At 62.0% G+C, this 20,770-nt stretch carries 17 protein-coding genes and 6 pseudogenes; 11 read left to right on the forward strand and 12 right to left on the reverse strand.

Features of this window, described 5'->3' with window-relative positions; all coding sequences use genetic code 11:
• Positions 1 to 42: 42 nt before the first annotated feature.
• The 3 genes from MB84_RS26080 to MB84_RS26090 all read right to left on the reverse strand — a co-directional run bounded on the left by MB84_RS26080 (position 43) and on the right by MB84_RS26090 (position 1,272).
• Positions 43 to 636 (reverse strand): HupE/UreJ family protein, encoded by a 594-nt coding sequence (locus tag MB84_RS26080; RefSeq protein ID WP_052653705.1) that lies wholly within the window; start codon positions 634 to 636, stop codon positions 43 to 45.
• 21 nt (positions 637 to 657) lie between these two features.
• Positions 658 to 861: a hypothetical protein gene (locus MB84_RS26085; RefSeq protein WP_052653708.1), complete on the reverse strand. Its 204-nt coding sequence runs from the start codon at positions 859 to 861 to the stop codon at positions 658 to 660.
• 69 nt (positions 862 to 930) lie between these two features.
• Positions 931 to 1,272, reverse strand: coding sequence for a hypothetical protein (locus MB84_RS26090; protein WP_052653711.1), 342 nt, complete (start codon positions 1,270 to 1,272; stop codon positions 931 to 933).
• A gap of 793 nt (positions 1,273 to 2,065) precedes the next feature.
• On the opposite strand from MB84_RS26090, the pseudogene MB84_RS31240 reads away from it, so the two are divergent.
• The 4 genes and pseudogenes from MB84_RS31240 to MB84_RS26110 all read left to right on the forward strand — a co-directional run.
• Positions 2,066 to 2,413, forward strand: a pseudogene (locus MB84_RS31240) (IS21 family transposase); the annotation flags it as partial.
• 195 nt (positions 2,414 to 2,608) lie between these two features.
• Positions 2,609 to 2,881: pseudogene (locus MB84_RS31245) on the forward strand (ATP-binding protein); the annotation flags it as partial.
• A gap of 535 nt (positions 2,882 to 3,416) precedes the next feature.
• Positions 3,417 to 4,841, forward strand: coding sequence for a hypothetical protein (locus MB84_RS26105; RefSeq protein WP_157123024.1), 1,425 nt, complete (start codon positions 3,417 to 3,419; stop codon positions 4,839 to 4,841).
• 649 nt (positions 4,842 to 5,490) lie between these two features.
• Positions 5,491 to 5,865 (forward strand): annotated as a pseudogene (locus tag MB84_RS26110) (DDE-type integrase/transposase/recombinase); the annotation flags it as partial.
• Between the two features lie 97 nt (positions 5,866 to 5,962).
• On the opposite strand, the pseudogene MB84_RS29410 reads toward MB84_RS26110, so the two are convergent.
• Positions 5,963 to 6,531 (reverse strand): annotated as a pseudogene (locus tag MB84_RS29410) (recombinase family protein); the annotation flags it as partial.
• Between MB84_RS29410 and MB84_RS30250 the strand changes: the two are divergent.
• Positions 6,524 to 6,712 (forward strand): hypothetical protein, encoded by a 189-nt coding sequence (locus tag MB84_RS30250; RefSeq protein WP_052653723.1) that lies wholly within the window; start codon positions 6,524 to 6,526, stop codon positions 6,710 to 6,712. The pseudogene MB84_RS29410 and the gene MB84_RS30250 sit on opposite strands and share 8 nt — an antisense overlap.
• Positions 6,713 to 7,058: 346 nt before the next feature.
• On the opposite strand, the pseudogene MB84_RS26125 reads toward MB84_RS30250, so the two are convergent.
• Both MB84_RS26125 and MB84_RS26130 read right to left on the reverse strand, forming a co-directional pair.
• Positions 7,059 to 7,675, reverse strand: a pseudogene (locus MB84_RS26125) (recombinase family protein).
• A complete protein-coding gene (locus tag MB84_RS26130) occupies positions 7,675 to 8,001 on the reverse strand; it encodes a hypothetical protein (protein WP_052653726.1) in 327 nt (108 codons plus the stop codon). Before MB84_RS26130 ends, MB84_RS26125 begins: the two are co-directional and overlap by 1 nt.
• 717 nt (positions 8,002 to 8,718) lie before the next feature.
• Between MB84_RS26130 and MB84_RS26135 the strand changes: the two genes are divergently transcribed.
• The 6 genes and pseudogenes from MB84_RS26135 (at position 8,719) to MB84_RS26165 (ending at position 13,994) form a co-directional block, all read left to right on the forward strand.
• A protein-coding gene (locus tag MB84_RS26135; RefSeq protein WP_245725594.1) for an IS5 family transposase occupies positions 8,719 to 9,536 on the forward strand; the annotation gives its coding sequence in 2 pieces (ribosomal slippage) (positions 8,719 to 9,067 and positions 9,067 to 9,536; 819 coding nt in all).
• 71 nt (positions 9,537 to 9,607) lie between these two features.
• Positions 9,608 to 10,573, forward strand: coding sequence for a hypothetical protein (locus tag MB84_RS26140; protein ID WP_157123026.1), 966 nt, complete (start codon positions 9,608 to 9,610; stop codon positions 10,571 to 10,573).
• A gap of 256 nt (positions 10,574 to 10,829) precedes the next feature.
• Positions 10,830 to 11,147: pseudogene (locus tag MB84_RS26145) on the forward strand (IS6 family transposase); the annotation flags it as partial.
• 94 nt (positions 11,148 to 11,241) lie between these two features.
• Positions 11,242 to 12,452 (forward strand): IS3 family transposase gene (locus tag MB84_RS26155; RefSeq protein WP_157123126.1). Its coding sequence is split into 2 segments (ribosomal slippage): positions 11,242 to 11,557 and positions 11,557 to 12,452, totalling 1,212 coding nucleotides; the frame shifts between segments, so codons are not numbered across the junction.
• 435 nt (positions 12,453 to 12,887) lie between these two features.
• On the forward strand, positions 12,888 to 13,592 hold the full coding sequence (gene stbB / locus MB84_RS26160) for a StbB family protein (RefSeq protein ID WP_052653743.1): 705 nt from the start codon (positions 12,888 to 12,890) through the stop codon (positions 13,590 to 13,592).
• A gap of 48 nt (positions 13,593 to 13,640) precedes the next feature.
• Complete coding sequence (locus tag MB84_RS26165; protein WP_052654599.1) at positions 13,641 to 13,994, forward strand: hypothetical protein; 354 nt, start codon at positions 13,641 to 13,643, stop codon at positions 13,992 to 13,994.
• Positions 13,995 to 14,569: 575 nt separating this feature from the next.
• Here the strand turns inward: MB84_RS26165 and MB84_RS26170 are convergent.
• From MB84_RS26170 to MB84_RS31520, 6 genes are all read right to left on the reverse strand, one after another.
• The gene (locus MB84_RS26170) at positions 14,570 to 15,037 is read right to left on the reverse strand and encodes an RES family NAD+ phosphorylase (protein WP_052653746.1); all 468 of its coding nucleotides are present in this window, start codon (positions 15,035 to 15,037) and stop codon (positions 14,570 to 14,572) included.
• Positions 15,034 to 15,417, reverse strand: a complete 384-nt coding sequence (gene parS / locus MB84_RS26175; RefSeq protein WP_245725595.1) for a type II RES/Xre toxin-antitoxin system antitoxin — start codon at positions 15,415 to 15,417, stop codon at positions 15,034 to 15,036. The genes MB84_RS26170 and parS overlap by 4 nt, the downstream gene beginning before the upstream one ends.
• Positions 15,418 to 15,621: 204 nt before the next feature.
• The gene (locus MB84_RS26180; protein WP_084010124.1) at positions 15,622 to 18,021 is read right to left on the reverse strand and encodes a ParB/RepB/Spo0J family partition protein; all 2,400 of its coding nucleotides are present in this window, start codon (positions 18,019 to 18,021) and stop codon (positions 15,622 to 15,624) included.
• Between the two features lie 289 nt (positions 18,022 to 18,310).
• Positions 18,311 to 19,330: an IS110 family RNA-guided transposase gene (locus MB84_RS26185; protein ID WP_052653749.1), complete on the reverse strand. Its 1,020-nt coding sequence runs from the start codon at positions 19,328 to 19,330 to the stop codon at positions 18,311 to 18,313.
• A 208-nt stretch (positions 19,331 to 19,538) separates the two neighbouring features.
• A complete protein-coding gene (locus MB84_RS26190; RefSeq protein ID WP_052653752.1) occupies positions 19,539 to 20,363 on the reverse strand; it encodes a DUF932 domain-containing protein in 825 nt (274 codons plus the stop codon).
• Between the two features lie 194 nt (positions 20,364 to 20,557).
• A complete protein-coding gene (locus MB84_RS31520; RefSeq protein WP_281192326.1) occupies positions 20,558 to 20,689 on the reverse strand; it encodes a hypothetical protein in 132 nt (43 codons plus the stop codon).
• Positions 20,690 to 20,770: the final 81 nt, after the last annotated feature.

The raw sequence follows: 20,770 nt of genomic DNA on the forward strand, positions 1-20,770 counted from the left end.
GACAGATGCGAGGCAAGCCAAGAGAAGGCGCACGCGACGGGCTTAGATGGCCATGAGCAGCAGCCCGCCGAGTGCAGTTGCACCACCGGCGAGACGAATACTCAGGCGCCCATGGGCGTGGCCCATCCAACGACTCGCACCGCAACCAAGACTGATCCCGGCCGCATGCAACGAGCTCGTGGCGAGCACAAAACCGGCGCCATACGCGAAGAAAACGGCATTGCCCATTTCGCCGCCATGCGCATGGCCGTGGAAAAACGCGAAAAAGCCGGCGATAAGGGCACCGACCGTCGGCGAGACCGGCAGGGCCAGGGCCACCGCCAAACCGAGCACCACGACCGACGCCAGGATGAACGGTTCGACTGTCGGAAGTGGCATGCCGAACAAGGCCGACAAAAATCCGAGGACCATGACCCCCACAAAGGCTGCCGGGACAGTGATCAAGGCGCGCCCGCCAAGCATTGCCGCCCACAAACCGACGGCAACCATAGCCAAAATATGGTCCGCGCCCGTCAGTGGGTGGGTGAAGCCTGCCCAGAAGGAGTTATGGGTAGGCGCGATAGGGCTCGGATGCGCAAAAACGGGGCTCGCGGCGAGCGCCGTGACCGATACGCAAATGCGGGTTATCTTTTTCATCGCCGTGTCCTGTCCTTATTGTCAGAGATTGGATCGGAACGATCCGAAGAGTGAGCCCCAAAAAATGACGCCCAAAGAGATCAACACGCCAACGCTCACCGTCATAAACGTGTCGCAATAGCTTCGTGCATGCGTCTGTTTGCTGATGGGCAGCAACAGCGGAACCGTGCCGTTGTGCGCAAGTGCATCGAGGGTGCCGGTGCCGAGCGCCGTCGGTTGACGCATAAGGGCGGGGTCGCTGCCGTGTGCTGGCGCGAGACGCGTGTACTGAGCGCCCCGGGGGCGATTCAGGCATTAGCCGTGCCCCCCGGAGGCGGTGCCCGTCAGCGCGGCCAAGGCATTCATCGCGACGACCGGCGACACCCAGGGCCCACCGCGTATTCTCAGAGCCGCGTCTCGGATTAAGGCAAACGTCGGCATTGGCGCCACCACGGCGCCGAAACCGACGCGACTCGCAATGGTGATGATCGTCCGGCCGGATGACTTCGCGCCGGCCTTCGGGCTTTCCCGCAAAACGCCGAGGCGCGTGAAATCGCGCACAATCCCCGTCGGGTTGGCTGCCCAGAGCGCGATCGGTACACCGCCGAGCAGAAAGAGCGCAAACCGGCGAATCACAAACCCGCCGGCGCCCACCATGCACGTCGGAGTTCGACGCGCGAGAAACGCTTCGCTCGATAGCGGCGCAGGGAGGGGCGCAGGGAGTGGTGCAGCCGCGGGAAGCCAAGATCAGGACGCTCCACCCTCGATAGGCGCGCCCCATCACCCGGGCCGGCGAGAACAGAATTGCGAGCCGTCCCATACAGTAAGCTCCTTTGCAATCTCCACCCAACCAATGAGATGCGTCGCCAGCTTCCCCAAGACCCCTGCAATTTACCCAAACGCATCACAAGAAACCAATGTAACCCGGCACGGCTGCGGCGTCGGCGTGCCGTATCTGCCGGGGGCAACAGGGCACGCAAGGGGCTCGCAACGGCGGCGGTTATCGAGATCGCACCCGCTCGGCCGAGACGTCTTTCTCAGACGTCGTCGGCGACTCGAGGCCCCCGGAGGACGGCGCGCAATGCGTGTATGCCAACGGATGGGGGAATGTCATGCCGCGATTCTGTCAGAGAAGTATCGCGCGGTGGAGGGCGCTGACGATAAATGATCAAGCCGTGCCCGAACGCGTGGTCCAGGGGAGAACCGTTCGATGGACTCAGTGAACGCTTGCGGGGCCTGCGCCGGCGTGGCGAAGTCGGCCGCAAATTTTTAAAGGATCACGCGCCCTCATGAGCGCTGCGAGCGCGCGTTTGACGCGGCTCGGCTCGGGGGTGACTCGGTCTCTGACGTCGGGCGTTGGGAGCTGCCGAGCTTCGCAAGGGCGCCACCCTTGACCGCGCGTCGCCGGTGCGCCTGCGTCTTGATCGATATTGACAGCCGTGTGGCCGTCTATCGGGCGAAGACCGCGGGGAGGTCAACGCTTCAACCGCTGTCTGAAGGAGACTTTCGTGATACCGCTCGCCGCCACGCTCAAGCGGTCGGCGCTGAAGCGGGATGTTGAAGCCGCCATGCGCGCATCGACCGGTGGCTCGCACACGTCGCCAACATGCGCGCGCACGCAACCACGCGCGCGCGACCGGTCGCAAGGCCAGCGCTCGGGCGGGCAGCGCTGCTGCCGCTGCCCGTGCCGACATCCATGCCGGGGCCGGCGCCTTCGACGCCGCGCCGGGGAGTGCCGCGCGAGCGCCTTCAGCATCCTCTGTCGGTGTACGACGCCCCGCTGGAGGTCGCGGCATGACTCTGCGGCACGAACGCATTGCCGGCCTAGGCAAACCGCTCAAACTCGGGCGCATCTCAAGCGACCGGGCAGCGCGCGCACAGCACACGGCAACGGCCGAGGCGGGCCTTGCCCCGTCGGTTCAACATAGGAAATCGCTCGATTACGGTTGATTGGTGACCGATACGGGGGCCCGCAAGCTGATGTACGTAAGTGGATATGGTGATCCTCGACGAGCCGGGCCACTTGCCATTCAGCCGGACGGGCGGCGCGCTGCTATTTCATCCGCTCTCGAAGCTGGACGAACACACCGGCGTGGCGATAACGACGAACCTGAGCTTTAGCGAATGGGCCGGCGTATTCGGGGATGCAAAGATGACCACTGCGCTGCTCGACCGGGTGACGCATCCCCGCCACATCGTCGAGACGGGCAACGAGTCCTGGCGGTTCAAGACCGGTTCGGCAAAGTCTTGGGTATCGCGGAAAAAGGCCCTCAACGGCACGGAAGCCGACGACTTATTCACACCGAAGGGGAGGTACTACGCTGTTTGGGGTGGGTCAAAATTCGATGAAAACCCCGGGGGGCGAGATTGGGTGAAAATCAACAGTCGTGAGCGTCGAGTCCCTCGATGCCCGATCCGGGTGCACCGCTCCCCGCGTGGACGGACCGGCTCAAGCCACGCCGGTTGACCGGGGCCGGCGTCGCCGGCGGTGCCGGAGCAGGGCTTGCTTGCGCCGCCCCCCCTGACGCTCAGGCGCAGCGGGCCGGCCGTCTACCGCCACGCGCGGCGCGCGCCCTCGCGTGTCACAGGCACTTTCTCGCGGGGACCAATGTCAACGGCCTCGGCCCACTTCCGCGTACCCCGTGCCGGCTTCACGTCCCCCTGTCGATCCCGTCCGAGGGAGACTTCAGGTGTTCACCGGAGTCGCACCACCGGGGGCGCCTCCTACCCTGAAGCGCATGTCGGCAGCCGCCGGCCGCGCGCCTGCGGCCAGCGCCGCGGCGACTCTCAGGAGCTTCCCTATGCGAAAGACTAACGTCAGCGGTGCCGGCAACCTCTTGGGGGCGCAACTCATGCCCATCGAGGACCCCAACGCCGACCCCGTCGCCGACCCCGAGGCTATGCCCGTCATACCCCCCGATCTCGATTTTCAGGAGCATGCGCTGGCCGCGGTGCGTCAGGCGCTGTTGCAAGCGCCCGCGCTGCGGGACTGGTGCAACTTCGCCTTTAACGGCCAGCTTGACGACCTGGTCTGCCACCTCCTGATCAACCTCATGTTCCACAAGCACGCCGACGACAGGCACCTGGCGGGCACGGCGACGGCCACGGCGTTGGCGTTGCGCGAGCTCATGCTGGCGCAGCTCGCGCCCCTGCTGTCCCACCAGGGGCGGACGGCCCTGCAGGCCAGCTTGGACGCCAACGCGGACGCCAACGCGCTCCCCAACGCGTTTGCCCTCCACCTGGCGCCACGGGACCGGTGGTATCTGAATGCTTTGGTGTGCCGCCAAGAGGCGGCGGACTGTCTGGCGCGCGAGGAGTACAAGCAGGCCGCCACCCACTTCGAGAACGCGGCGAACGGCTTCGCGAATGTGCCGGAGACGGCCGTGTTGGTGGCCGAATGCTATCGGCAGGCAGCCCACGCGCACGCGCAGGACCATCATGCCATCACCGCCGCCGCCCTCTTGGTGAAAGTCGGCCTCATCGAGTTCGCCCATGTGAATGTCCTCTATGACCGCGCCCCCGCCCAATTCGAGGACGTGATGGCCTGTCTGGACGCCTTTGCGCGGGGCGCCGGCGACTTGGCGGCGGCCGCCGCCCTCTACCGAAAGATGGGGCTGCACAGCGAGTCTGTCGCCCTCAATAGGAAGGCCGCCGACGCCTACGCGACGTTGAAGTTGTACGCGCATGCCGCGCGGTGCCACGACGAGATCGCCGATACCTGGGCCGCCATCGTCGACACCGCCCTCCAGGCGGGTGACCACACACGGGTCGCCGCCGCCGCTTCGGCGTCCGTGCAGGCGGCCGAAAACGCCGCGCGTTGCTATCTGAAAGTGGACGATTACGTGAGCGCCGGCTACGCCATGGTGAAGGCGGGTGATTACGTGACCGCCGGGCATGCGTTGGCCCAGGGGGGCGCTTACGCGGCGGCTGCCGTGGCCTTCGCGGCGGGGCAGGAGTACGCCCTGGCCGGCGGGTGCTACCAGTGGGTCGCACAGTGCTACGAGATTATCGTCACGCAGCATCAGCAAGCGGGGCGCACGGCGCAGGCCCGCGACGCCACCCAAGAGGCCTTGACGTACTACCTGCGGGCCATCGACCAATTCACGCGGGCCGCACAGGGCGCCGTCGATGGGGCGCAGATCGCCGGCGCGATCGCCACCGCCGAGACGCGCGTCGCCGCCTTGCGGCTCGCGCTGCAAGCGCCGCAGGCGCTGGCGAGCGAGTGACTTTCGCCCGCGCCCTGCGCCCGCGCGTGGGCGCAGGGGGCACCGGGGCATCCATCGCGGGCGTTGTGAATGCGGCGGCGGTCATGCGGCGGCGGCCGGTCGGTGCCGGCCCGACGCCCCGGCGACGGGGCGTCATGCACGTGAGTTGCGGGCCGAACGGGCGGGCGCGCGTCGCGCCAGGCGCATCGAGAGGCTGCTCGCGCAAGCACCCCGCTTACGCTCATGTCGCCCCCCTCGTCGGACGGCGCGCCCGCTTTGCCTCACGGTATCGTCGTCTTGCGTGGCGCTGACATGGCGTCCACAGCGCACGCAGTGGGACGGCCGCGCGCCCCTGCCGTCGCATGGTGGATGACCGCCAGGCCGTGTGGTGTCGCGTGGGCGCACTCGACCGGCCGACGCGCTCGACCGGCACCTGGGCCAAGAGGCTCGTGATGGTGTTACCACCTCTATTCGACGGCGCAGTCCCGCACGTGCGCACGGTGGTCCCAGGAGTATTGTGATAGCCATTCGTCGCGCACCGTCCGGTTGAATCGCTCTAGGTCGGCGGCGGCAAGGGGGCACCTGAGCCGCACCGTGCGCATGACGCGCCAGCATTTCGGCGGGGAGCCGGGATAGGGGCGGGCTGGCGCATGCCCCTATGCGCATTTTTCGCGACGCGGCCGCCGCCAACCGGCTCATGCGCAAGTTGCTCAAGCGCTACGGTTGTCCGCGCGTGATCGTCACGAACAAACTGCGCAGCTACGCGGCGGCCCACCGCGAGCTCGGGCTAAGCGTTGAGCACCGCCAGCATAAAGATTTGAACAGCCGGCCGGAGAATTCGCATCAGCCTACGCGGGTGCGGGAAGAGGGGATGCGCCGCTTTACGTCGGCACGTCAATTGCAGCGCTTCGTTTCAGTGCACGGTCAGGTTTCGAACCTGTTCATGGCGTGCCGCTATCACCGCAATGCCGAGCGCAAACGCACGGTGCGCACCCAGGCCTTTGCGGCCGGGGAATGGGCGTGCTCTGCCCGCTTGCCGGCGTAACGGGCGTCGTCTCCTGCCTTTGTGCCTTGGCCCGTCGACAAACCAACAACCTGACAATACCCTGGGCAGGTATGGGACCGGGTGCAACGCCGTTCGGGAGTTGCTCGCGCTGTGCCAGAACCCGATACACCGTTGATCGATCGATGCCAAACAGCTTGGCAATTTCCTGACGGCTCGCCTTCCCTTCATCAACCGGTTGATAGATATGCTTAAGCTGCGCCGGCTCGAGCTTTGACTTGCGGCCGAACTTCGTGCCGCGAGCCTTCGCAGCGGCTCGGCCGCTGCTGGTGCGCTTAACAATGAGACAGCGTTCGACTTCGGCGATGCTGGCGAACACCGTCGACACCATGCGGCCGGCCGGTGTCGTCGTGTCGGCCCAAGGCTCGGCAAGACTGCGTAGGCCGCGCCGGCATCGCGTATGCGCTCAACGATCTCCAACAGGTCACGAATGCTGCGCGCGAGACGGTCCAAACGCATGACGACAACGACATCGCTCGCGCGCAAGGGGTCGAGCATCCGATTGAGCTGCGGACGTGCGCGTTGGGTGCCTGTGATCTTCTCGGCGAAGATCCGGCCGCACCCGGTCGCGCGTAACTGCGCCTCCTGATTTGTCAGGTCCTGGTCGCGCGTCGAAACGCGCGCATAGCCGATCAGGTGGATGTCCAACTTCTGGGGTCCAGTTCAGGATCAGTGCCGCGTGCGGGTCAACAACGCGGCGCAGACTTTCGCCATTCTGCGCCAGGACAACATTTACAAAACCGGCCTGAAAAACTGCCGCATCCTGGCCTGCGCCAACGACGATTATCTTGCCAGACTCCTTGGCTGGCGCGCTGCCCAGGTCGGTTGATCCTTCGTGCAATAGCCCGCAACAGGCCCGGGGCAGGTCATGACTTCAGGTCTTGACCCGATGCCGATGCTGCCGGGAGACGACGATACTTCACTCAACAGCTGACTCAATGCCGTGAAAGGATCTCGTTGCAGGAATCCTTGCTGGCGAGATGGATCAGAACCACTGTCAGATTGAGAGGAATGACCATGGACAGCATCTTTGATTTTTTCTGAACCCGCCTCGGACAAGCCAGGGACTTCGGTCTCGCGATGATCGACCTCGCGCAACCGGTCGTGGAGATGGGCACCCAGTGTTTCTGGGTCTGAAGGCGCATGACCGGCCGGGCCGAAGGGTGGCGAGCACGTCAAGTCACCCCGCTCGGCCGCTGCGACAGCACGCGATACAGCGTCGATCTGTCGATACCGAACAGGTCGGCAATTTCCTGCCTGCTGGCCTTCCCTTCATCAACCAGTTGATAGATATGCTTTAGCTGCGCTGGCTCAAGCTTCGGCTTGCGGCCGAACTTCGTGCCGCCAGCCATCGCAGCGGCTCGCCCGCTGCTGGTGCGCTCAACGATCAGGCTGCGCTCGAATTCGGCGATGCTGGCGAACACCGTCGACACCATGCGGCCGGCCGGTGTCGTCGTGTCGGCCCAAGGCTCGGCAAGACTGCGTAGGCCGCGCCGGCATCGCGTATGCGCTCAACGATCTCCAACAGGTCACGAATGCTGCGCGCGAGACGGTCCAAACGCATGACGACACCGACATCGCCCGCGCGCAAGGGGTCGAGCATCCGATTGAGCTGCGGACGTGTGCGTTGGGTGCCTGTGATCTTCTCGGCGAAGATCCGGCCGCACCCAGTCGCGCGTAACTGCGCCTCCTGATTTGTCTGGTCCTGGTCGCGCGTCGAAACGCGCGCATAGCCGATCAGGAAAGCACCGCTCTGCACGTCACGCGTGGCACTGTCTGTGGGATCTCGCATCAGTCATTGGCGCCGGGGTGGGTGGCCGCTTCGTGGCGATGCTTCCAAAGGGCGTGCATCGCGGCGAGGCGATCATTGAAGCCGCGTAGTTGCCGGCAATCGCTATCGGTCTGTTCGTTGTAAGGCGTGCTGATACTTGCATGCCACTTGCCATCAAAGCGCAGGTCGTAACCTCCGACGCACTCAGCCGTTTCCGATGTGAGGCGCGAGGCGTGACGCCGGCGCATTAGGAATCCATTGCCGGCGGTCGCCGGATAGTTGATGTTGTGCTGCACGAAGAACTCGCCGTCATCAAGCAGCACCTGGGCGGTGGTATCGATCGACATGTGTTACTCCTGCAAAGGGCGTCTTGATGGCGCTCACCGCTCGGCACGCCCATTACCGGGCGACATGTCGCGAATCATAGTCTCATATGAAATTATTTTTAAGACTATATTTCGCAACATGCTGACACTCGGCCGCACAGTGGCCGGCACGGTGTTGCACCACTTAGGAGTTTTGCGACGCGATGCGCTCGAGCAGAAGCGCCCGTGTGTGCGTCCGTAAAAGGGGGCGTCGCCAATGTCCCTTTTCGACGACCCTGTTGATGACGGAATCGGTAGGTTAACGCTCAATTTCGAAAGAAAAACACATTTTTATAGAGTAAAAGCCATTTATTGTCGTCGGCTTGCATACCTTCCCTAGGACGCATATGTGGTCCAGCGCCTCCTCTTCCTTTCCACGTCCCGGTGCCCGGCGACGAACGTTCGCCACGTGCGCAATGTGGCACGCGCACGAACCGGCCCCGATGTGCTCGCTATCGAGCGCCCCACGTGATGCGTCGCTTTGCGGCGGAAACAATCAGCGCGATCCGTACTATGTCCATAAGAGCCTGCGGGGGAGTCGTCCTGCTGCTTGTGTTCGGCGTGTATTTATCTCAGTTGCGCCTTCGCAAGGCGATGACCATACTCCCTTAGAGACCGTTTCAAAAAGAGCCCAGGGGGGCTGTTAACCTTTTCGGCAAGCTGTTAACCTTGGCCATCTGAACAACAGGAACCGAGGGGATGGGCACGCCAATCATTGACGACGAGCTGTGGGCACTGATCGAACCTTTGCTGTCGCCGCCAAAACCGCGACGCCAGAAATATCCAGGGCGGCCACCGGTTTCAAACCGAGCTGCACTGAACGGCATCCTGTTCGTGTTCAAGACCGGGATACGCTGGTGCGACCTGTCGACCAAGTTGGGATTCGGTTCGGGGCCAACCTGCTGGAGGCGCTTGCGCGACTGGCAGAAAGCCGGCGTATGGATCAGGTTGCACCAGCTACTGCTGGACAAGTTACGCGAGGCGGGCGAGCTCGATTTCTCACGAGCAGCCGTCGATTCATGGTCGGTGCGAGCCGTTGGGGCGGGCGAAAAACGGGCCCCAACCCCACGGATCGCTCGCGACCCGGTTCCAAGCATCACATCCTCGTCGATGCAAATGGCATCCCCGTCAGCGCAATCCTGACCGGCGCGAACCACACCGACCTCACCCAGTTGCTGCCGCTCGTCGCCGCGATCCCACCCATTCGCGGCGTGCGCGGCCGACCGCTTCTGAAGCCCAAAGTCATCTTCGCAGACCGTGGCTATGATTCCGAGCCGCATCGTCAGGGGCTTCGCGAGCGCGGCATCAAATCGGTGTTCGCCAGGCGCCGGACAGAACACGGCAGTGGCTTGGGCAAATTCCGCTGGGTTGTCGAACGTACTCATGCGTGGCTTCACAACTTTCGCCGTCTTCGCATTCGCTTCGAACGTCGGGCTGACATTCACGAGGCATTCCTCAAACTCGGCTGTTCTCTCGTCTGCTGGAACATCTTCCGGCGCGCTGAGCCGCCTTTTTGAAACAGTCTCTTAGACGATCATTTGTTAATCGTAATAAATCAATCTTATTTGATGCTTTTGGAGAAAATATCATGACATCGGTAGTATTTGGTGGGGTGGCTTATAAAACGCATCTTACCGTCAAGCGGGAGGATGACAAAGAGAGCGCGGAATCGTCCGACAAAAATAAAGGTGCGACTGATAATCAAAATACTGATATAAAGCAGGCAGAAATTAATCGAGAACACTGGAAAACGGCTTCGTCAGTGGGCATGAGATTTGTTGAGGTGAATAAAGGCCATGAAGTTAATATGCCAGGCCCGCCATTGAAAGAGGTCCTTAATCTTCACAAGTTAAACGTGAGTCTGTTGGAAACAACGGTGATGGTAAAGCTAGACGAAGGGGTGTCTTTAAAAAAGCAACTTTTCCATGGCTGTGCACTGGGAGGGGTGCGCCAACTATATTTGGGTTTGAAAGAAGTGATATGGAAAAGTGATGATTACAAGCAGCTTGGTAACATATTGGGTCATGATTTACATCTATTGGAAACGCTAGACATCGATATGGATTTGTTCCACCATGCTCGTGAGCTGCCCTCTAATCCGGATTCCAGTGTGAAAGCGGTGTTTCGTGGAATTGGTAATTTAAAAAAATTGGAAAATTTAAATATCAGTTTCAATTATTCAAAAGAGATTGTGGATTACGACAATGTTTTTGGGGATTTCGGCAGTCAACTGGGGAAGTTGGGGCAGTATAATAAAATAGATACATTGAAAATATCGATGCAACAGAATAAGATTGACAATGCAGAAATGTTAAGGTTGTTTAGGGGCATCTCCGAGATGAAAAGTTTGAAGAGTTTGACGATTGATCTGAGGGGTAGTCATGAGTTCGATCAAACCGGATTCGATCCTTTGGTTGGACCCTTGAAAAAGCTAAATAATCTTTCTTCGTTAACCATGAACCTTGATTCGGACATCGATGCGACGGTGCTTCGTGCCGCCCTGTCGGCGAAGGACTCTGAAAAACCTGTGAAGGTCGACATCACCTCGGGTTGATGACCTGGGTTGCGCCGGCCGTATTGACCCAGCCAATATTGCACGGGTTAAGCGGCTAACGCGAATGCCTCCGCCGGTGTCTGACGTCAATTAGTCGGTCCTGAAAAATTGGCGGAGCCTTATGTTGTGGTGCTGAGGTAAACAATAAGCGTTGCTGGATTTGCAAGATGAGGTCATATTTACCGGGGTATGGAGTTGCCCCTGTAACTCAGGACGGCACTGTCACGTTATCGGTAAGTTCGCGTAGGATGAAGCGATGAGAAAACGGAAATCGCTCTATCACGGCCACCGATTCCCGGCGTCGGTCATCAGCCATGCTGTGCGTTAGTACTTCCGATTTCAGCTCAGCCTGCGCGACATCGAAGAGTTGCTATTCGAGCGCGGGGTGAGAGTCAGCTACGAGACGATCCGCCGCTGGTGCGACAAGTTTGGCGCGGGCTTTGCTCACCGGGTCAAAGGGGCACGCCGCAAGCCCGGGAGCACGTGGCACCTCGACGAGAGGTTCGTGAGCCTGCCGGGTGAGCCATACCTGCTGTGGCGCGCCGTCGATGAGCATGGCGCGGAACTCGACATCTGGAGCGGCCCCATGAAACACCGGACACAGCGACCCACTTACAATAACGGGTAGGCATAAGACTGTGTTTTTGACTAACACCAAGCAGGAAGTGATGGAAGTATTGACGGGCCCAGAGCGCCGGCGTCGCTGGACGGCGGAGCAGAAACTGTCGAGGGTTCGCGAGAGTTTCGAACCGGGAAAATCGGTTTCAATGGTCGCGCGCCATTACGGCGTGAACCCGAACCAGCTATTCCACTGGCGCAAGCTGTACCAGGACGGTAGCCTGTCAGCGGTCCAGGCTGGCGAAGAAGTGGTTCCGGCATCGGAGTTGGCTGATGCGCTCAAGCAGATTCGCGAGCTGCAACGGATGCTCGGCAAAAAAACAATGGAGAACGAGATTCTCCGGGAAGCAGTTGAATACAGCCGAGCAAAAAAATGGATAGCGCACTCGCCCTTGCTGCCGGAGGACGGCCAGTGAAACTGGTCTGTGAAGTTCTCGGCGTGTCGCGCTCGAACGTATCGGCACGACTGTCGCGTCCGGCGACGTGGCGCGATGGCCGGCAATCAAGGCCGACCGACGACGAAACTGTAGTCGAGGAAATCCGCCGTGTCGTCGGCGATTTGCCCAGCTATGGCTACCGGCGGGTTTGGGGCACGTTGCGCAACGAGCGCGTTGCAGTTGGACTGGCGCCGTTCAATGCCAAGCGCATTTATCGCGTCATGCGAACGCATGGGCTGCTGACGCAGCGCCGACCGATTGCGCCGCGAGCCCACCGTCGACATGATGGCAAAGTGGCCGTCGCGCGCAGCAATCAGCGATGGTGCTCGGACGGCTTCGAGTTCCGCTGCGACAACGGCGAGCCGCTGCGTGTGACGTTTGCGCTGGATTGCTGCGACCGAGAAGCGATGAGCTGGGCGGCGACGACAGCAGGCCACAGCGGCGACATTGTGCGCAACGTGATGCTGGCCGCAGTGGAAAATCGGTTCGGCAACGAGGTGCATACGCCGTCCGAAATCGAGTGGCTGAGCGACAATGGTTCGGGCTATACGGCTGACGATACGCGCCGGTTTGCGATGAACATCGGACTAAAGCCCTTGACCACGCCCGTGTGCAGTCCGCAAAGTAACGGCATGGCCGAGAGCTTCGTGAAAACGATGAAGCGCGACTACGTCGCCTTCATGCCGAAGCCGAATGCTGCAACCGCTGCTCACAATCTGGCCATTGCATTTGAGCATTACAACGAGAATCACCCCCATAGCGCGCTGAAATACCGCTCGCCTCGCGAGTTCCGGCGCTCGATGGATTCAGCAACCTTAGTGTGATGGTGTGTCCGGTTTTACAGGGTCAACTCCACCTCCCGGCTGCGCCAACTGATGCCGTCGATCGAGGCGAAGCTCGCCGAGGGCGTGCGTGCGGCCGAGATCGTCGAGACGTTGCGCAAGGGGGGGGCTGGAACTAACGATAGCCACCTTCCGAAACTACCTGTACCAATACCGTGCCAGGCATCCGAACCAGAGTACGGAGCGGCCGGAGGTGCCCGGCAGACCACAGCCGGCCGGGGTGCCCGTGTCACGCCGGCCCGAGGCGTGCGTGTCGCAGGAGAGTGCCCCGCCTGCAACAGATGGCGGGCCTCCCCCGCCGCGAGAACCGCTCTCGGTGCAGGAGCTCGATCGTCTGATGAAGCCCGATCCAGCAGAACTGGCCGAACGGATCGCGCGCTATGAGCGACTCGCGATAGAGAAAGAAAGGAGCCGAACATGAAAGTCGCCGTCTTAAATTTCAGCGGGAATCCGGGTAAGACTACGCTGGTTGATCACCTACTCGCGCCGCGCATGAACGCGCCGAGGTTCGAGATCGAGACCCTCAATGCCGGCTCGGCCGACACCGGCGCGCTGCGCCTCAGGGGCCGCGACTACGGCGGGCTGCAGGAGGGCCTGATGACGCTCGACTCGGCCATCGTCGACGTGGGCGCGTCCAACGTCGAGGAATTCATCAAACAGATGGGCCAATTCGAAGGCTCGCACGACGAGTTCGACTACTTCGTGGTGCCTGCGGTGAGCGAGAAAAAGCAACAGACCGACACCGTGAACACGATTGAGACACTGACGGGCCTCGGAGTGCCGGCACAGAAAATCCGCGTGGTGTTCAACAAGGTCGAGCTCGAAGACGCGAGCGACGTGCCGCGCCTGTTTCGCACGATCTTCGGCCTGCATGAAGACACCCGCAGTTTCACGCTGCGAGCAGACGCCGTGGTGTTCAAAAACGAGATTTTCGAGCGGCTGCGGGGACTGAACAAATCCGTCGCCGACGTTATCGCGGACGACACGGACTATCGGGCCATGCTGCGCGAAGCAAGCGACGACGCGACCCGCTCGCGCGCCGTGAGCATGATCAGCGCCCAGCGCCTGGCCAAGTCGGCCCACAAGAACCTCGATAACGTCTACCGGGCGTTGTTCAGGTGATCGGGAGGCAGCATGGGCAATGAGGTTTCCACCGCGCGCGAAGCGCTGATGGCCGAATTGCTGCAAGAGGTTGACGCGCTCGTGCAGCGCTTTGAGCAGGCGGACGCGACGCTGGCCGCCAAGATGGAGCAGGCCACCACGGACGCGGCCGGTAAGGCGTTTCTGGCCGCCCGGCTCAATTTCGAGTCCGTCATCGACCGCAACGCCGCGAAACTAACCGAAGCTGGCCGACACGCGGCGGCGCAGATCGGCAATCAGCTCAATCACGGCGCGGCGCAGCTCGTCGCGGTGAACCTCGCGCTTGAGCGCAAGGCGCGGCGGTTCGTGCTGCTGCTCGTCGGCTTTGCGCTCGTCGCGGGGGCGGTAGGTGGATTCGTCGGGGCCAGACTGGCGGGCCTCTGAGACGTGGACGCTGAGCCACTGGACACTAAAAGACGGACGGCCATCGCGCCATCGCTTCGAACACGGCTTTGCAATTGCGCATTTCTCACATGCGAAAAAAGCGCGGTCTAACTGTATCAGCCGGTACTTGACCTGACGGACAATGTGCGAAGTGTTGCCGTCCGGTGTGGTGCTCGAGTTGTCCTATCCTGACGACTCGGGCCGGTTTTGAACGGCGAGAAACAGTCTGCACGGAAAAGTGGTTAACGAGCCTGAGCGCAGAACTATCGGACACTGTCGGTCAGGTCAAATCCAATCTCTTTCAGGTCTAACAGATGCGCCAGTAGCCCGGCCTACGGCGTAAGCGCGCCCGATGAATCTGTTCAACGACTTGCCGGCCCTCTACCTCGTCGGAAACCACGTCGGGCTTTGCGCCGTGCCGGCGCGAATCCTTGCCGCCCCATCGGCGCACCACGACCCAATCGCCCAACAGGTCTTGTCCGAGCTCGACTTCGTACCATCATCTACTCGTCTCCCAATGCGCACGCAGCATGATATTGTCCACTCCTTAAGGCTCTGTTGACGATCTTCTCGACTTATCGGAATAGCCGAGAATCGAGCGTAAACGGCTCCTGCCGGGAGACCTTCACCTTTCGAAAGTCCGGGTGGAGCGGATTCAGAATGACGTTCCAGTCTGCTGGGCATACGACGGAGCGCACTTTCATCGCGACGGAGTTGGCTTGCGTCAACCACTGCCGGCCGATCTCAATTGTGGACGCCGGTATCGTGAGTTGATTCCAGTCCGGCGGGAGCACCGGCTCGTACCCTTTGTCGATCAACGCATCGGCGACGTCGACCTCCACCAGAAACAGGTTCGCAGCAGGGACAAACCCTGACGCATGCACACGCACCTCAAGCACAGCCGTCGATGCATTAAGGCTCGTGTACAGCGCGGGCATGCCAACTGGATTCCAGCGTCCACCGGCCACTGCGGCTCCGGTTCCACTCAAATCGTCTGCGCGGTACCTGCCCGGCTTGTCTTTTGCCAAACGAAACAGCTTCATACACCCACGCCAAACTCGATCCGTTGAAGGATTCGCTGCACGGCGTCATAGCCGGTCTGCGTATCGAGCATCGCGACCGGACGTTCGCCGCCCAGCTCCGCGTGCGGGGCTTGCATCCATTGCGCGGCAATGTCGCGGCTCTCAAAAACATCGGCCGCGTGAGCATGCACCAGAAGGACGCGCGAGACGCGATCCGACTCGCCGCTACTCAGGCGTTCGCCGGCAGCGAGCTTGCGCGTTGCCGTGCTCGACGGGATCCGCAGATACGTCAGTAATGATTGAACGCTCGTTTTCAACACTTCGGCCGCCACACGACCGAGGATGTTTGATTCGAGCCCTGTGCGGATCTCGCGACTTTGTGCAATGGGGTCGAGTTGCATGAAAAGTGCCAGATCATCCGGTATGGCGCCGATACCGTGTGTGCCGACAAGTGCACTTGGGGCACGGGCACCCGAACGGGCGGGCTTCTTCTCGGGGAGGCGAGGAGTCGGCATGGTCGTTCCTCCATAATGGGCAGTATGGCATAGCCATTATGCCATGCATGCTCGTTTGGCGCAAGCTGTATGCCCAAATAGCAAAGCACCTTAGACGGCATCACTGCGCGGCGCTGGCGCATAGCCGCCTGCTGAAAAGCCCTGCAGGTCAGTGCGCGAAGGCACCTCGGCCGCTCGCCGCGTGAGCGGTATTTTTAAGCTGAGATTGGACCTCCTTCGCGTCGTAGCGTTTGCGCGTTCGTGGCGTGATGGGGTCTCGTCCTCGACGAACTTGCTTGGCGCGTCAGAACCGAGCGCGGCAGACCTGCCGTGCCCGATTCTCCTGACATCATGCCTCAACGCTTTCCCCGGCGACGTCACACTTGTATGGTGGGCGTCCGCCTGCGTGGCAGCGACGCGAGACGTGTCAGCATCGGCGTCTGCGTCGGCCCCGTCTCCCACCTCGGGGAGATGTTCTGGCTCGAGGTGCGGCTCGGTCCGCTGCTGTGTCGCAAACATGGCGGGCATCCAGCCGGTGCCTTCGGCGAGCCGTTCCGCTTCGTCTGCAAGGTCGGCCTTCTTCAACTTTGAAATGCGGGTGACGTGTGCCGGAGCGTATTGCCTGACGGCCGCCAGCGTTGCCGCCTTCGGCACGTGCAGGAAATAGCCCTTGGCGGTGGGCGTCCACCATGCGGCCATGTCCAGCCCCACCGCCTGCGCCAGTGCTGCGCCGGGTTGTTGCACAGTGGGCAGCGCCGCACATGGCGTCACCACATCGACGGTAGACGCCACACACACGGCTATCAGCCGCACCAACTCGTCTTGCGGCTTGGCCAGCAGCACGGCGAACAGTGCCGCGCTGTCCTGCGGTAAGGCGTCCCCAGCAGCTTCCTGTAAGGTGTGCAGCGCCACAGCGGCAGACGATGCCGGTTCTTCGAGCGTCAGCCTTTCGAGCCGGTCTTTCACTGTCAGACTCACGCCTAGCGGCAAGTCGCCGCTGCGGTAGCGGCCTTGCAGCACGGTCTGCACCATGCCGTGCACCAGCGCAGCCAAGGCGACGTGCGGATGGCGTGCCACTTCGATTTGCAGTGCCGCCGTGCGGTGCGCGCTTAACCGCTGCGCCAGCCGCTCGGACAGTCTCTCACCAGTGGGGGCGTCGTGACCGTTGTGGCCTTCCTCGTCGCTCTCGCCGCCCTCACCATTCACGCCGCCTGCGCTCAAATCCTGCCGCAGCTTTTCCAGCGTGCGCAGCGCCTTGGCCTCGGCCTCGCGCAGCAGACCGCGATGAACCACGGCTTTGCCTTCAGGGTCGAGCGTCACAATGGCCCCGGCCACGGCGCGCACGTCCGGGGCATAGTCTTGTAAGCCATCCTCCACAGCTTGCAGTTCCTCGGCCACCTGTTCGCGGCGCGATTCCACGTCGCTGACCTTGTCCTCGTCCTCGGTGTCGTAAGCGCTTTCCAGTTCCCGCTCGATCTTCTCAAGCCGCGCTTGTAACGAGGCAATGCGGCGGGCTTGGCGTGCGCTCGGTTCGCGGCGCTGGCGCGGCGCGTTCTGAAACGTCTGGCGCTCGGCGTGGCTCACGTGCGGCACCGCTTGTACCCACGCCCAATCTTCGGCGCGCACCGCTTCAGCCATCGCGTCCAACTTGTCGCCCGCCAGCGTCTCCAGCAGCGCGACGTCGCTCAGATAGGTGCCGGTATCGCCCTCGGCAAACAGGTCACGGTGGATGCTGCCACCCGCTGCGGTGTAGGCGTCCATGCCGACGAAACGCGCCAGCGGATCCGAGGCGTCGATTTCGCGCTCGGTCAGGCGTGCGCGCAGGGCGGATGCGCCTCGCTGCCACTGCGGCGCACCGTAGAACGCGGCTTCCTGTGCACCGTGCTCATCGGTGATGGTCAGCGCCATCAATTGCTCCAGCGTCGGCGCGTCCGGCGTGTTGCTGCGGTAGTCGGCCAGCAAACGCGGCGAAACGTTCGCGAGCTTCAGGCGTCGCTGTACGACCAGCGGCGACACACCGAAATCAGCGGCGATGTCTTCCACGGGACGGCCTTCCTTGACGAGCGCGGCGAAGGCGACAAACTGGTCGGCCGGGTGCATGGCCTCGCGCTGCACGTTCTCGGCAAGGCTCACGGTACGGGCCGACGCATCGGCGACGAGCAGACACGGCACCTCGTGATCGGAGGGGATGCGCTTTTTCTTCGCCAGCAGTTTCAAGGCGCTCAAGCGGCGATCGCCCGCGACGACTTCATATTGCTCATTCACGTCGTCAGCGCGGGCGGCGGCAATCACGATAAGGTTTTGCAGCAGGCCAACGCGCGAAATACTCGCGGCCAACTCGGGAATCGACAGGCGCGGCGTCGTGCGTACATTGCGCTTGGACCGGCGCGAGCGCAGCCGGGACAGTGGAACCAGCATCAGGTGCTGGGTTGGGTCGGCCGCTTCGAGCGGTGCGGCGGCGTCGATGGTGGGCGCTTCGGCGTCGTGTTGGGTCTGAGTGGTCGCATTCATGGTGATATCTATATGAACGCGTCCCGTTTGCAACAGCTTTCGTGTGTTCAGACTGACAGGATGGGCTGCAGCTCTATATCCGGCCTTCTTGCAGCCGGTATTGCCGCTGCGGGCCCCTATGAAATTCGCTGACTCGCACCTCATTCTCCTTAAGAGCTCGAAGCTCCTACCACCATTCAGGTTTAGCGAGTCCCGGTCCTACCTGATTCGTCATCACACTCGATTGCTGCGCAACCTTTCGACGTTCACCCTGTGTTAAACACGTTGATGTTCTACTTCGCGTATCCGGTCAGGCTGGTTTCACGCTCATGTAGTCCTTCCGGTACGGCCGCTCATGGGCGAGCACCGCCCAGATCGTTCGCGCCATCTTGTTGGCCAATGCGACGATCACCACATTCGGCGGTCGCCGCATCTTCATCTGCTCGACCCACTCTCCGGGCTCTTTCGCGTGCGTGAGCACACTTCGTGCACCGTGGATCAGTAGCGTGCGCAGATACGTGTCGCCCCTCTTGCTGATCCCGTGCAGGTTCACCTTGCCGCCCGAGCCGGTCTGCTTCGGCACTAACCCGGCCCACGCCGCGAACTCCCGCCCCGAACTGAACGCCTTCGGGTCGCCCATCATTGCTACCGCGGCCGTGGCTGTCAGCAAACCTACGCCAGGTATCTCGCTAATCGCCTTCACTGCCTTGTCTTCCTTCTTCCATTCGCGCATCCGGCGTTCGATTTCCGCGATCTGTTCGTCGAGCTTTGCCAACCCGTTCCATTGCTCGCGCAACGTATCGATCAGTGCCGCTGGCAGGCGCTCTGCGATTCGGCCGAGCGCAGCCGGTATTTCCGTGTCCAGCTTCGCTCGTCCCTTGCTCATCACCTCGCCGTATTCGGTCAGCAAGCCACGCAGCCCATTGATCTGCATCGTGCGGAACTTCACCAACTGCTCGCGCATCCGGTGCAGCGCCAGCATCGCCTGCTGCATCTCGGTCTTCACTGCCACCGGCTTGCCCGGCTGCTGTACCGCCAGCCAGATCGCCCGGGCATCCGCCGCGTCGTTCTTGTTCCGGATGTTGAACGCCTTCACGAACTCCGCCGGCATCAGCCTGACCTCATGACCCGTCTGCGTGAGTTGCCGAGCCCAGTGGTGGGCTCCACCACATGCTTCCATCCCGATCAGGCAGGCCGCACGGTTCGCGAAGTGCTCCAAAAATTTCTCACGCTTGATTGCCTTGTTCACGATCTCGCCAGTTCCCCGGTCAACGTAATGCACTTGGAATACTCGCTTGGCGATGTCGACACCTACGGCCATACTGTTCATCGTGGATCCTCCGGTTGCCAGAAAATGCGTGCATTTTCTACCTGGGCACATCGATGCCGTTGGCCCGTGAGGATCCACCCTCATTCTTCGCTCACTCGGTCACGGGGTGGGACGCGTTCATTTCATTCTCCTAGCGGTTCAGTGGGCAGCACCGAGAGACGCGGCAAGGGCGGCTGCCTGCCCCTGCCACATGAAGAACATGGCGAAATCAGGCCTTCAACCGGCGCAGGCCGTCGGCCAGCAGCCACAGGGCACGATTGAGGCGAATACCGTTATCGATCCCCTGCACTGGCCGCGTAGTCTGGCGGCGAGCGTTCGCGGCGCGCCCGGAAAGTCCGCCTTTGATGAGGTTTTCCTGAAGGCGGTTGAATACACTCCACAGATCGCGGTGCTCGTCGCCGTGACGGCGGGGCGTCAGGATTTGCGAGGCCGTGATGGGGGCCGGTGTAGTGTCGTCGTACTTCAACGCGAGCGCGGCACGGGCGAACACTCCGGCCTCGCCGTCGTCGAGCGTGACGGCCAGCATCGCATCGCGCGAGGCTTGCGCCCGCTCGAAACCGTGCAGGATCTCGTAAGCGCCGTCGATGACTTGCGCGGCCGCGTCGCCCTTGTGGGGTACGCGTACGTCCGCCACGGCATCGCCGCAAACGAGGCCATTCTGGCAAACGAAGCGGAACATTCCGGCGAGCATTTGATAGCTGCTCGTGCCGTCATGCGAGTTCAGCAGGATGATTTCGTTGGCTTCGTGGCCGTTGATCTGGCTCACGTGGCGCAGCCGGATCATGCGTTTGGTGGTCTCTCGCCGGTCGTCGTGGCGCACGCGCGTCTGACACACCATGAATGGCTCGAAGCCTTCGCCGCGCAGTTCTTGCAGCAAGATGGCAGTGGGGATGTAGCGGTACCGCTCGGAGCGGCTTTCGTGCGGGGTCGGTGCAAAAATCGATGGCGCAACGGCGCGAATTTGGTCGTCCGACAACGGATATTCGGAGCGCAGCGCCGGTGCATGGGAAGCAAAGTGAGAAGCGAGTTGCATGGTATGTCTCCTGACAAAACGGGGGCCATAGCTTTCTGAGACGGCCCCAGGTAGGAACGCGCCGCCTTGGCGAGCGCCATCGTTTGGGCGTTGGCACTGCTTTGGTGAGGCGGGTTCTGCGCGAGCGCAGGGCTCGCGGCAGGGCGGGTGCGGCCGCAAGCGCGGAGCTGGGTCGGCATATCGAGCGTTCCCGATTAGCACCACACGACGTGACCAAAATCGACGGTGCGGCGGTAGTGATTGCGGCCATCCCAAGGCGTGAGCGTGTATTCCATGTACGCGCAACTCAGCACGACGATCCAGTGATGCAATGAGAGCGGTGGCATATCGACCTCCATCAAAAAGGGGGGGGATTCACCGCTACCGGATTCCAAGATTCGGAGCCCGCTTTTCGGGGTTTCGGTGCG

The organism is Pandoraea oxalativorans (genome assembly GCF_000972785.3).
In the GTDB taxonomy this organism is placed as follows: domain Bacteria; phylum Pseudomonadota; class Gammaproteobacteria; order Burkholderiales; family Burkholderiaceae; genus Pandoraea; species Pandoraea oxalativorans.

What these genes read in the sequence shown, in the direction of transcription:
- MB84_RS26080 (WP_052653705.1), bottom strand. Translation starts at nt 636, where the DNA reads ATGAAAAAGATAACCCGCATTTGCGTATCGGTCACGGCGCTCGCCGCG.
- MB84_RS26085 (WP_052653708.1), bottom strand. Translation starts at nt 861, where the DNA reads ATGCGTCAACCGACGGCGCTCGGCACCGGCACCCTCGATGCACTTGCG.
- MB84_RS26090 (WP_052653711.1), bottom strand. Translation starts at nt 1,272, where the DNA reads ATGGTGGGCGCCGGCGGGTTTGTGATTCGCCGGTTTGCGCTCTTTCTG.
- MB84_RS26105 (WP_157123024.1), top strand. Translation starts at nt 3,417, where the DNA reads ATGCGAAAGACTAACGTCAGCGGTGCCGGCAACCTCTTGGGGGCGCAA.
- MB84_RS30250 (WP_052653723.1), top strand. Translation starts at nt 6,524, where the DNA reads ATGTCCAACTTCTGGGGTCCAGTTCAGGATCAGTGCCGCGTGCGGGTC.
- MB84_RS26130 (WP_052653726.1), bottom strand. Translation starts at nt 8,001, where the DNA reads ATGTCGATCGATACCACCGCCCAGGTGCTGCTTGATGACGGCGAGTTC.
- MB84_RS26140 (WP_157123026.1), top strand. Translation starts at nt 9,608, where the DNA reads ATGACATCGGTAGTATTTGGTGGGGTGGCTTATAAAACGCATCTTACC.
- stbB (WP_052653743.1), top strand. Translation starts at nt 12,888, where the DNA reads ATGAAAGTCGCCGTCTTAAATTTCAGCGGGAATCCGGGTAAGACTACG.
- MB84_RS26165 (WP_052654599.1), top strand. Translation starts at nt 13,641, where the DNA reads ATGGCCGAATTGCTGCAAGAGGTTGACGCGCTCGTGCAGCGCTTTGAG.
- MB84_RS26170 (WP_052653746.1), bottom strand. Translation starts at nt 15,037, where the DNA reads ATGAAGCTGTTTCGTTTGGCAAAAGACAAGCCGGGCAGGTACCGCGCA.
- parS (WP_245725595.1), bottom strand. Translation starts at nt 15,417, where the DNA reads ATGCAACTCGACCCCATTGCACAAAGTCGCGAGATCCGCACAGGGCTC.
- MB84_RS26180 (WP_084010124.1), bottom strand. Translation starts at nt 18,021, where the DNA reads ATGAATGCGACCACTCAGACCCAACACGACGCCGAAGCGCCCACCATC.
- MB84_RS26185 (WP_052653749.1), bottom strand. Translation starts at nt 19,330, where the DNA reads ATGAACAGTATGGCCGTAGGTGTCGACATCGCCAAGCGAGTATTCCAA.
- MB84_RS26190 (WP_052653752.1), bottom strand. Translation starts at nt 20,363, where the DNA reads ATGCAACTCGCTTCTCACTTTGCTTCCCATGCACCGGCGCTGCGCTCC.
- MB84_RS31520 (WP_281192326.1), bottom strand. Translation starts at nt 20,689, where the DNA reads ATGCCACCGCTCTCATTGCATCACTGGATCGTCGTGCTGAGTTGCGCG.